Source organism: Streptomyces sp. NPDC008092, assembly GCF_042957285.1.
GTDB lineage: Bacteria > Actinomycetota > Actinomycetes > Streptomycetales > Streptomycetaceae > Streptomyces.
On record NZ_JBIBHY010000012.1, the window covers coordinates 363559 to 373814 of the forward strand.

At 70.5% G+C, this 10256-nt stretch carries 11 protein-coding genes; 7 read left to right on the top strand and 4 right to left on the bottom strand.

Features of this window, described 5'->3' with window-relative positions:
• Positions 1 to 63 precede the first annotated feature (63 nt).
• The 5 genes from ACFZB3_RS35395 (at position 64) to ACFZB3_RS35415 (ending at position 4483) form a co-directional block, all read left to right on the top strand.
• Positions 64 to 747, top strand: coding sequence for a restriction endonuclease (locus ACFZB3_RS35395; protein WP_391382844.1), 684 nt, complete (start codon positions 64 to 66; stop codon positions 745 to 747).
• 575 nt (positions 748 to 1322) lie between these two features.
• A complete protein-coding gene (locus tag ACFZB3_RS35400) occupies positions 1323 to 1649 on the top strand; it encodes a helix-turn-helix domain-containing protein (RefSeq protein ID WP_391382846.1) in 327 nt (108 codons plus the stop codon).
• Positions 1646 to 3223 carry a helix-turn-helix domain-containing protein gene (locus tag ACFZB3_RS35405; RefSeq protein ID WP_391382849.1) on the top strand — a complete coding sequence of 526 codons (1578 nt, stop codon included), beginning with the start codon at positions 1646 to 1648 and terminating at the stop codon, positions 3221 to 3223. Before ACFZB3_RS35400 ends, ACFZB3_RS35405 begins: the two co-directional genes overlap by 4 nt.
• Positions 3224 to 3232: 9 nt before the next feature.
• Entirely contained in the window at positions 3233 to 3802 is a 570-nt protein-coding gene (locus ACFZB3_RS35410) for a transcriptional regulator (protein ID WP_391382852.1), read from the top strand.
• 309 nt (positions 3803 to 4111) lie between these two features.
• Entirely contained in the window at positions 4112 to 4483 is a 372-nt protein-coding gene (locus ACFZB3_RS35415) for a hypothetical protein (protein ID WP_391382855.1), read from the top strand.
• Positions 4484 to 4968: 485 nt separating this feature from the next.
• Here the strand turns inward: ACFZB3_RS35415 and ACFZB3_RS35420 are convergent, their stop codons facing one another.
• Both ACFZB3_RS35420 and ACFZB3_RS35425 read right to left on the bottom strand, forming a co-directional pair.
• Positions 4969 to 5580, bottom strand: coding sequence for a ferredoxin (locus ACFZB3_RS35420; RefSeq protein WP_391382857.1), 612 nt, complete (start codon positions 5578 to 5580; stop codon positions 4969 to 4971).
• Between the two features lie 353 nt (positions 5581 to 5933).
• Positions 5934 to 6536: a hypothetical protein gene (locus ACFZB3_RS35425; protein ID WP_391382919.1), complete on the bottom strand. Its 603-nt coding sequence runs from the start codon at positions 6534 to 6536 to the stop codon at positions 5934 to 5936.
• A 109-nt stretch (positions 6537 to 6645) separates the two neighbouring features.
• Here ACFZB3_RS35425 and ACFZB3_RS35430 point away from each other — a divergent pair, with 109 nt between their 5' ends.
• Positions 6646 to 7329 (top strand): TetR family transcriptional regulator, encoded by a 684-nt coding sequence (locus ACFZB3_RS35430; RefSeq protein ID WP_391382860.1) that lies wholly within the window; start codon positions 6646 to 6648, stop codon positions 7327 to 7329.
• A 643-nt stretch (positions 7330 to 7972) separates the two neighbouring features.
• Here ACFZB3_RS35430 and ACFZB3_RS35435 read toward each other — a convergent pair.
• Positions 7973 to 8368 (bottom strand): hypothetical protein, encoded by a 396-nt coding sequence (locus ACFZB3_RS35435; protein ID WP_391382863.1) that lies wholly within the window; start codon positions 8366 to 8368, stop codon positions 7973 to 7975.
• Between the two features lie 306 nt (positions 8369 to 8674).
• Positions 8675 to 9433 (bottom strand): DUF6192 family protein, encoded by a 759-nt coding sequence (locus tag ACFZB3_RS35440; RefSeq protein ID WP_391382866.1) that lies wholly within the window; start codon positions 9431 to 9433, stop codon positions 8675 to 8677.
• 51 nt (positions 9434 to 9484) lie between these two features.
• Here ACFZB3_RS35440 and ACFZB3_RS35445 point away from each other — a divergent pair, with 51 nt between their 5' ends.
• Positions 9485 to 9886 (top strand): hypothetical protein, encoded by a 402-nt coding sequence (locus ACFZB3_RS35445; RefSeq protein WP_391382869.1) that lies wholly within the window; start codon positions 9485 to 9487, stop codon positions 9884 to 9886.
• Positions 9887 to 10256 lie beyond the last annotated feature (370 nt).

The following is a 10256-nucleotide window of genomic DNA, read 5'->3' on the forward strand; positions in this document are numbered from 1 at the left end:
CAGGGCGGTGCCCACGCCGACCGTGTCGTACCCGATCGACTTCTCCCGTCTGGGAAGCGGCCGGTGACCCGGCGCAGGCCCGTCCGCAGGTCGCGCCGCAAGCAGCAGGACGGCATCCGGTTCGTCCTGGTGGCGGTGATCGCGGCAGGGGTGATCGCTCTCGTGGTGGCGGTGGTCCACTGGCTGCTCGTCCACTGGTGGCTGCTGCTCGCGGGAGCTGTTGCCGCCGTCCCGGCCGGCATCGTGTGGTGGCGCCGGCGGGCGGAGCGCATGCGCTGGGAACAGGCCCGGGCGCGCGCTCTGCGCTACGGCCTGGCCCAGCTGGACGCCCTCTCCCACCGGCAGTTCGAGTTCGCCGTGCGGGACCTGATGCTCCGGGACGGCTGCACGGACGCGATCCAGGTCGGAGGGCAGGGAGACCTGGGCGCGGACGTGAAGGCGACCGACCCGCTGGGGCGCCGGTGGGTGATCCAGTGCAAGCACCGCCGCGGGGGCGAGCGCGGCGCCGCCGTGGGTACCCCGGAGCTGCAGGTCCTCAACGGCACGGGCCGCCCGGTCCACCGCGCGGACGTGGTGGTGATGCTGACCAACGGCAGGATCACCCAGCCCGGCCGCGCCTTCGCCCGCCGGCAGCGCCTTCACCTCGTCGACCGCCGGCTGCTGGGAGCCTGGGCGTCGCAGGGCCGGCCCCTGTGGGAACTGCTGCCCGCGCTTCCCGCGCCCCGCAGGCCGTCCTCCTTCCCCTGAGCGGCTCTGCCGAAGGCGCCGCCGCCGCACGCCGCACGACCTGCGGAGAGCAACCACCTCCACATGGCACCAGGTTGGGCACATCGCCAGATCGGGGGCCGGATGTCCGAGCCCTGGCGCAGGGTGAAGCCGCTGCGCTCCGCCGCCGCGCGGTAGGCCAGGGCCGGGGTCTGCTGCGTCAATGGGGGGCGTTCGTGTTCCGGCGTCGTCTTCACCGTCACGATGACGTCAGTCTGGTGATGTCCGCGCCGGGGGGGGGGGGCGGTCCCCAGTGCCTGCCGGTCCTGACCGCATGGGGTGCGGCACTGCGCCGGGACGTGGCCTCGGCGCTGCGGGGGTCATCGCGACCGGAACGCGGCAGGGCGGCGTGCGTGTCCGCAGCGCCGCGGCCCACTGGCGTGAGGAACCCCGTTTCCAGGTCCGCGGGCGTTCGTCCCGCAGTCCCACCGGTCCGGTCGCGGGGGGGCTTCGGTGGTGTTCCGGTACGGGATCGGCCCCCCCTGTCGCCGGCGCAAATTCCTCGCGTTTTCGCCAATTTCCATGCTTCATGTGCATAGATCTTTTAGTGTGGTTCCATGAAGATGACGCTCGGCGAGCGGGTGCGGGCGGCCACTGCCGCGCTCATGCAGATCACGGGGGAGTCCCAGGCGGACCTCGCCACCGCTCTGGGTGTCAGCCAGACGCAGATCAGCCGCCGTCAGTCCGGCAGTGCGGCATGGAGCCTGAACGACTGCGAAGCCCTCGCCGCGCATTACGGGATCGACGCCCTGGACCTGCTCGCCGGCCCGACCCGGGCCTGTGACACCCTGCCTCCTCACCGGCGCCGCCCCTCCGCCCCCCGCCGCACCGCCCCCACTCCCGCCCCTGCCTCCGCCTCTGCCGCCCAGGGAACACCACGATGACCGACTTCGACGCGATCGACGCACTCCTGGCCGGTGCCCGCGAACCGGCTGACCTGCCCCCCGCCGAGCAGCGGCGCGCCCTGCGCCGGGCGCTGAACCTCTCGCGTGCCCAGGTGGCCCAGGTACTGGGAGTGAGCCCGTCCACGGTCGGCGGCTGGGAGCAGGGACGCGACCCCAGCGGTGAGATCCGTGAGAAGTACGCCTACTTCCTCACCGGCGCCCGGCAGCGACTGCACACCCGCACCGCGACACCACCCCACCCCGCCGCCCCTGCCCCCGCCCCCGCCGCCGCTCCTGCCGGCCGGCACAGCACCACCACAGCGGACGAGGACGAGCCCCTGCCCGCCCCCCGGCCCTGCGTCCTGTGCGGGGGACCCGCCACCGACCAGGTCGAGGGCTACCCGCAGCACCTCCACCCCGCCGACTGCACCCGCCCCGCCCCGAACCCGCCCGCCGCTCCCACCCCCGAACCCTCCGCCTCCGCCGCACCCCGCCCCGAAACCCCCGCCCCCGCTGCGCCCACCCCTGAACCCTCCGCCGCGCCCCCTTCCGCCGCGGCCCTTTCCGTCACGCCGCCTCCGGGACACCGGGAGCCCCCGGCCCGCCGCCGCTCCCCCCAGCACCAGGGCGGCCGCGCCCTCGATCTGGTCGCGCGGGCCGTCCACGAGGCCCTCGGCGCCCACGGCGGCGACCTGGCGGCGGCCAGCGCCGAACTGCAGCGCCGTGCGATCCCGGACGCCATGGCTCTGCTGGACGCCTGCCGCACCGGTGCCCGCTACGACATCGTCGGCCACCCGCCGCTGCCCGGCATCCTGCGCAAGAAGTCCGCCCACGGCGCTGACGAGGTATGGGAGGCCCGCCCCCACTGGACCCGCCTCGATGCGCCACCCGGCTCGGGCGAGGTGACCGCCCTGGACATCAACGGCGCCTACCTCTCCGCCCTGAAGACCCACCTCCCGCTCGGCGCCCTCGAATACTCCACCGGAAACGTCCACTCCCGCCGCCGCTCAGGAATCCACCTCATCACCCCACCCGACTGGGACCACCACTCCCACCTCCCCAACCCCCTGGGCAACCGCGAGGAGTCGGGCCCCGTCTGGGTCACCGAACCCGCCCTCCGCCTCCTCCAGCGCCTCGCCACCGCACCGTACGGCCCTCTGTGCGACCCCCCGGTCATCCACGAATCCTGGACATCGGGATCCACGGAACAGCTCTTCGAGAAATTCCGCCAGACCCTGCGCGACGCCCGCGAGAAAGCCATCGCCGAAGAAGACGAAGTCACCCTGGAATACGTGAAATCCATGTATTCTAAGTTCGTGTCCACGATGGGGGAGTCGAACTACAACCGGGAGCTCTACCGTCCCGACTGGATGCACATCATCCGCTCGCAGGCATTCGTCAACCTGTGGCTCAAGGCTTATAAAGCACACACTGCGGGACTCGCTGTCATGAGGGTCATGGGAACGGACGAACTCCATATCGCCGGTGACTGGCGGCAGGTATTCACGGAAGGGCGCGACGTGGCACAGGTGAAGGTGAAGGACGTCTACACCCTGCCCGCCGGCCGGCGGTAAGAGCCCCGTATGCCCGACAGGACACATGACTTCGGACATTACGGCGCCCGAGGCGAACGCGGGAGCGAAGCCGCGGCCCGTGTGCTCGACTCCCTCGCCGGCTACATCGCCACCCCCGTCACCTCTGCCCGTGGTCTGTCGGCCCGCCTGCGCTACCTCACCCGTTCGGCCGCCGGCCGCGACGCGATGCGTGCAGCGGGCGTCACCGTCACCCCCCGCACCCTGAAAGCCTGGCTCGCCGGGAAACAGCGCCCCAACAAGGCCAACCTGGCGAAGATCGATGCCGCCTACCGCACGCTGCGCCGCCACAACGTCGCCCGCTACCTTCTGGGGCGCCTCAACGCGAACGGCGGAACCCGGGTGGAGATCCACCCCCTGGACCAGGGCCGCGTCCCCGTTCCCCACCAGCGTGTCCTGGAATACCGCAGACTCAACATCCGCACCTGGGACGCCATCATCGCCGCCTGGACCGCCTCGGACGCCGGGGCCCTCGACGACGCCTGGATCGACCAGATCGTCAGTCTCGGTTCCCAGTGGGGAAAATACGAGTACGTCACCTCCGTGGGATTCGCCGCCTGAACCCGGCCCCGCCGCGGTCGGGCCAGGAACGAACTGCCGGCCGGCGTGCAGGCGGACCGGCCCCGGCCTGCGCCCGCCCCGCCCCGTGAAGACCAGGCGTCGTGAAATGACTCCGGCAGGCGGTCCGAGCCGGGGCCACACCCGCGGCCACCCGGGGCGGCCCGGAGGCGGAACACGGCGGCCGCGGTACCCGCCGTGCGGTGGTGACGGCAGCGGTCGCGGCGCAGCACAATCCGCGGATGGACCCTGTCCCGGCTTCGGGCCACCGCTGATCGGCAGCGTGCCACGGCCATCTGCTAGATCCTGGCTATGACGTTCGTGGCGGTGGTCGAGGGCGATGCGGGCGGGTGGCACGTCGATCGGGATGCGCTGACCGGGGCGATCCGTGCCCGGTGGCCTGAGGCCGGGACCGATTCGTCGCACCGTAGTGAAGTGCGCAGTCTCACCTGGGAGTTCGAGTCGGCGTACGGCCCGGGCGAGGCATGTCTTCACGAGGACGGTACCTGCCTGTACATGGACGTCTGGGCGGAGGACGCGATCTGGTTGGCGATCACCTTCCGCAGGCTCACACCCGTGCACCTCGACCTGGTGTTCTGCGATGAGGGCTGCACCTTCGACGTGCGTCTGCCGGCCGGGACCACCGATACCGAGCTGACGGCCCTGGTGAATGCTGCAGGCTGAACTCGGGCCGGGGCAAAGGACCACGACGGCCTTCACAGTGCCGGCGATACGGGCCACGGCCAGGGGCGGGGCGGACTGCCCAGGACGGCCGAAGGCCAGGTGGCGGATCAACGTGCCTTCGACGAACGGGAGTCCGCCGGTGCGGCCGGTCCGCGCGCAGCGGGTGGCCGGGCGGGGCGGATACGGGCCCCAGGCCATCGCGCGGGCAGTTCCGTGCCGGCCGGCTCACCGGCCCGCCGGTGCACAGCAATGCGCCCGCGGGTTCCGACAGCGAGTCCGCCCCGGCAGCCGGGCAGCCCGGCAGCTGTAGAAGGCCCCCTGAACCCGGACGGCACGGCCAGGAGCCCGGTGCGGACAGTATCGTCCGGCAGACTCACCGGTGCGGCCTTGACGCGGCCTCGGCTTCGATCATCATGGGCTCGGCAGCGCACACGATCACCCCGGGGCCGCTCGGCTGTCCGGAGAACACCGGAATCAGCGGTCCGTCACAGGCTCAGCGTGGGGAGTTCCTCGTCGGTGCGGGGCTCGCGGTGCTCGGTCAGCCAGAACAGGTAGCCGCGCAGGTAGTCTTCCAGGCCGTCGTCCAGGTAGGCGGCGTACTGGCGGAGGGCTTCCTTCTCGTTGCGGCGGTCGTCGAGTTCCCCGGCGATCCAGGCGCGGACCGACGCGCGCCCGGCCCACCACTGTCTCACCGCTTCGGGAGTCCAGTGCTGGTCGCCGTCCCAGGCGTAGCCGCCCTGCGGTTCGGCGGCGGCGATCTCCACCAGTCCCGCCACCTCGCGGGGATTGGCCGGCTGGCGGTACACGAACTCGTAGTGCTCGTCGCTGGAGAGCACGTGGCGGGGGAGGTAGTACGGGCCGTTCAGGCCGTCGTCGGTCACGCCCGCGTAGAACGGACCGGGCACGTTGAGCCGGCTGCGGTCCTCCCAGCGCCCGCTGCCCATCGAGTGGGTGAACTCGCGGGCGCTGGGCAAGGGGTCCCAGTACCGCAGTTCCTGCCAGGGCCCCTCGGCCGGATGGACCGCCAGCCGCCGCCGCATCCGTGCCGCCGAACGCGCGAGTTCTCGGTCCCAGGCCTGTGCCATAGCCTGTGCCATTGCCTGTTCCATCGTGTTCGCCTCCCACCGGGCGGGATCACCCCGGAACCTACGGGACTCCCTGCGGCGCAGTCCACAAGCCGCCCGGCAACCGGGCCGCGGCACCTGCCGCCGCTGCTCCCTGCGCCCGGACCGCGCCTCCGCCGCTGCCGGCAGCACTCTCGTACCGCCGCACCGGGTGCCCGCTGACCGGCTCGGCTGCCACCAGGGCACGCGGAGGCACCGGTCGGGCGGGCCGCCGGGATCTGCCGGGCCTTCGCCGCCCGCCGCGCGGCCGACGGCGACCCGGTCTGTCTCCGGGGCGGTCCGGGCGCGCGCCGCGCCTGGTCGCCGCGATCCCGGGCCGGTACGGGTCAGCCCCTGGGGGCCGGGCGGGACAGGCGGATCGCCGAGACGAGGAAGAAGATCCCTCCGAGCGCGGCGTAGCCGGCGAGGGCGGTCAGCGAGGGGTCGTCCTGTGCGGCGCTTCGGACGAAGGACGCGCCGGCCAGCACCGAGATGCCGCCGCTGACGATCATGGCCCACTGGCCGCCCATCGGCCGGCGCGCGACGCCCACGAGGAGCTGGACCAGGCCCGAGAGGACCGCCCACGCGCCCCAGACGCGCAGCACGTCGGCGACGCCCGAGGCGCCGGCGACCGCGACGCCCACGGCGGCGAGCGCACTGACGGCCATGTTGGCGTACAGGCCCGCGACCGGCCCGGCGGCCCGGGCCGACCTGGCGGCGCGCGCCGACCTGGCGTCGACGACGGCCGCGGCCACGTCGAAGGCGGGATAGAGGAACAGCAGCAGCCTGGCCCCGGCGGTGAGGTCGGAGCCGGACACCAGCAGGAGCACCGCCCACACGGCGGCGAAGACGAAGCGGACGGCGTACAGCCGGCGCAGGGCGGGCGTGGCGCCGACGAGCTCGGCGGAAGCGGCGGAGCGCCGGAGCGCGGGACGGACGGCCGGACGGATCACGGGAAACCTCATCTCGAAGAAGAGAGAACGCTCTCTCTTGTCCGCAGCCTGGCACACCCCTTCCCCCGAAACAAGAGAGAACGTTCTACCTGCTACGGTGGGCGCTATGACGCAGACGGAACCCGGCACCGGCAGGAGAGCCTCCGAAGCCCGAGAACGACTCCTGAGAACCGCCGGACAGCTCTTCTACACCCAGGGCATCCACACCGTAGGCGTCGACCGCCTGGTCACCGAGGCGAAGATCACCAACGCCACCTTCTACCGCCACTTCCGCAGCAAAGAAGACCTGGCCGTCGCCTACATCGCAAGCGTCGACCAGGCGATCCGCACCCAGCTCGACACCCTGACCGCCGCGGACCTGCCGACCGACGCCATCCTGCGGGGCATCGGAGCGTCCCTGGCCGAACAGATCCGCTCACCCGGCTACCGCGGCTGCGCCTTCCTCAACGCAGCAGCAGAATTCCCCGCCCCCGACCACCCGGTCCACCAGGCCGTCGTGCAACACCGGGCATGGTTCCTGCACACGATCACCGCACTGTTCGCCGAGATCACAGACGACTCCGCCCAGTACGCGGGACGGCACTTCGTCATGCTCCGCGACGGCGCGATGAGCGCCGGCTACCTCGGCGACCCGACCCTCGCCGGCCAGACCCTGCTGCGCGGCATCGAAGGACTGCTACGGGCCCACACCGCCCGCAGACTCGACCAGAGCACCACCCCCACGCCCGACCACACACCTCCGCCAGCCGCAACAGTCCCCGACATCGACTGCTCACCACCCGCCACATAGCCGCCAGTACCCGACCGCACGCCCGCCTCCTGGAACTCACCGGCTGGCCGATGCCCCAGACACGACAGTTCGACGCTGCCGAGACGGCCCCGGAACGCGCCCACGACGACGCCACCGACCACATCCACACCGCCGCGACCGTCAACACCCGGTACCGGCTCCTGCTGCGCCTGCCGGCAGCAGCGATCCGGGACAACCGCCCCGGCGAAGCCGAAGACGCTCTGCGGCTCGCCAACTCGGCTGCCGTGGCCACAGGACACGAGCCGGCGAGAGCCACGACGAGTCGAGCTGGGATACGCACGGCGGAAAACAGCATGCGCTCAGCAGCAGGAGCACGACTCCGTGTTCCCGCCATTCCAGGCGTGCCCGCCTGGGCTCGGACCGGATCGAGACCAACCAGTGCTCGGTTGCCGTTCCCCGGCCGACGCTGGTGCGCACGAAAGCACCGGACACAGCTTCGACCGGAGTCGTTGCCGCTGACAGAACGCCGGCGGTCACCGGCCGGCGAACGGCTTGCCGGGCTTGGACGAGCGACCGCACCGGGCTGTGGCCCCGCCGATCCACCTCGGCCAGCGCGGCATGGCCTGACGAACGAAGGGGCGGCACCCTCACCGGAGCGCCACCCCTTCGTCCGTGCACCGTGTCAGGGAGTGTGGACCACATCCAGGTTGGTCACCTTCGCGCAAACCGCGAAGGCCTGGATAGTGCCCGGGTTACTGGTGTCCGAGTTCGTGGCATAGGCCCACCACGTCTCTCCGCCGATCGGCCTGCTGGCCGCGAGGTTGTAGCGCTGGACAAACGAGTTCCCGGCCTTCACCTCGGCCCCGCCGCCCGTGAGGACCTCCCCGGCGGGACACTTGGCCGAGGCCGCCGCAGTCCCCGCGTAGCCGCCGCCGGGCGACGCGGGAAGCGTGACCAGCTGGCCCTCGACGATGTGCATGGTTCCCGTGCTGTCGGCTGCCGCGAAGCCGCCCGAGCCGACCAGCATCGCCGCAGCCGCTGCGGCCACGAGACCGCACTTCAACACGCGCTTGACCACTGAGGTCTCCTTCATTTCCGTGAGAGGGGAGCCCCTGGTTTCGGCGGGACCCGTCGGTACGTCTACACGCCCAAGATCGAAAAATTGTGTGATGACGCACCATTTGTGCGGTAACTTCACCCGGGATGATCAAGCCAGAGCCCCAGCGCCGCCGGGACAACGGCAGACATCCTGAAAATCAAGCCACAGACGAACCACCCTCAGGACCAGGGGAGTTCATGGCAGAGCGGGTCCCAGACCAGTTCTCGGAACGGGTCCGCACGGATGCCCCGCACCCAGGCGACGTTCTCGTGGAAGACAACGCGTTCACCATCGCCGAACTGACGGTTCGCACAAGCCCGGCACGCCCCGGCCGGCCACCGCGACGAACCCATGGCAGACGGCGACGAGATCAAGAAACTCCACCAACCGGTCGATCACGCGGATCGCCGGGGCGAGCAGCTTGCTCTCCTCGAAGCCCCCACAGGCCTGCTGGCCACGTTCGGCTTTGCGCCGGCGGTGGGGCATGACGAGTCCGGTGCCGGGGTAGCCGCCGTTGGCGATCGTGGTGGTCTTGCCGACGGAGGCCTTGGCGCCCGATTCCTCCCACGCCTTGCAGTCGTTGCGGTTTCCGGGCAGGGGTCGGCCGATCACGACGACGAGTCGAGTGTCGGCGTCGATGACGACCTGGTGATTGGTGGAGTACCTGTAGTTCTTCGACTGCGCGGCGATGGCGTGGTCGCGGGTGGGCACGAGGGTGCCGTCCACGATGAGCACGGCGCCCTTGGCAAACCTCTTGCGCGGCTGGAGCACGATCATCGGTCCGAGGTGGTCGATGATGCGGTCCGCGGCCGACTTCGAAATCCCGAAGAGCGAAGCGAGCTGGCGCATCGTCAGGTTCGTCCGCCAGTAAGCCGCCACCAGCAGCACTCGGTCCTCCAGCGGCAGGCCCCATGGCCGACCCTTTCGGACCGCGCCCGCACCCTTGCGCAGCAGCACGCTCACCAGCTTGCCGAACAGGCGAGGGCTCAGCCCGGTGAACGGGGCTATCCAGGACGGCTCAGACGCCGTGATCACACCAGGCACCCGGGATCATCTCAGTTGCAGACGTCGCAGGTTCCGACTGATCCTTGCGTATTGACGATCAAGAGGGAGAACGACGTGGGGCTGACTCTGTTCCCGGGAGACGGAAACACCAGCAGTCCCGACGTCTCTTGGTCCTACAGCGGCTTCGCCGCGTTCCGGGGACAGTTGGCGCAAGCTGAGGGGTTCACTCTCTCAAAGATGTGGGGCTTCGGCGGAGATCGCTCCTGGAATGATGTCTCGACCTCACTCGAACCACTCCTCGATCGCCCCGATGACGGCGGAGGCGAGCTCTCGCCCACCGAGTGCGCTGCGCTCCTGCCTCGGCTGGAGGCAATCGTCGACCAGTGGCAGAACGAGCCCGATGTTCCTCGGGCACACATCGATGCGGCCCGACAGTTGGCGGTCGTTCTGCGGTTCTGCGTCGCGAAGGACGTCGAACTTCTCTTCCTCTGACGTTCACGAAGCCGGGGCCGTTCCTCACGCTCCCGCAGTTACGGGACAGCCCTTAGCTAGAAATAATTCCAGATTAACTTTTAGGGGAATTAATTCCCCTAAAAGTGCGGATTTTGAAGCAATGAAGGAAACTATTTCAAATATGCCAACTGGAAATGTAACCGACGGGACGTCAGATTGGAACGGCACGAGCGAGCCGGGCCACCTGATGTAGGTGCGCTTTTAGGAATTCGCGGAGCGAATTCCTGCGGCGTCACGGAGTGACGCCGCACCAACTTCCTTGCGAAGCAAGGAAGTTGGGCCGCGTAGCGGCCGGGGTCTTCCGGCCCGTAGGGCCGGCGCGTCGTGCCCGCGGAGCGTGGCCGCGCGC

Coding starts and splice junctions, on each gene's coding strand:
- ACFZB3_RS35400 (WP_391382846.1), top strand. CDS start 1,323: ATGAAGATGACGCTCGGCGAGCGGGTGCGGGCGGCCACTGCCGCGCTC.
- ACFZB3_RS35420 (WP_391382857.1), bottom strand. CDS start 5,580: ATGGCACAGGCTATGGCACAGGCCTGGGACCGAGAACTCGCGCGTTCG.
- ACFZB3_RS35405 (WP_391382849.1), top strand. CDS start 1,646: ATGACCGACTTCGACGCGATCGACGCACTCCTGGCCGGTGCCCGCGAA.
- ACFZB3_RS35410 (WP_391382852.1), top strand. CDS start 3,233: ATGCCCGACAGGACACATGACTTCGGACATTACGGCGCCCGAGGCGAA.
- ACFZB3_RS35430 (WP_391382860.1), top strand. CDS start 6,646: ATGACGCAGACGGAACCCGGCACCGGCAGGAGAGCCTCCGAAGCCCGA.
- ACFZB3_RS35415 (WP_391382855.1), top strand. CDS start 4,112: ATGACGTTCGTGGCGGTGGTCGAGGGCGATGCGGGCGGGTGGCACGTC.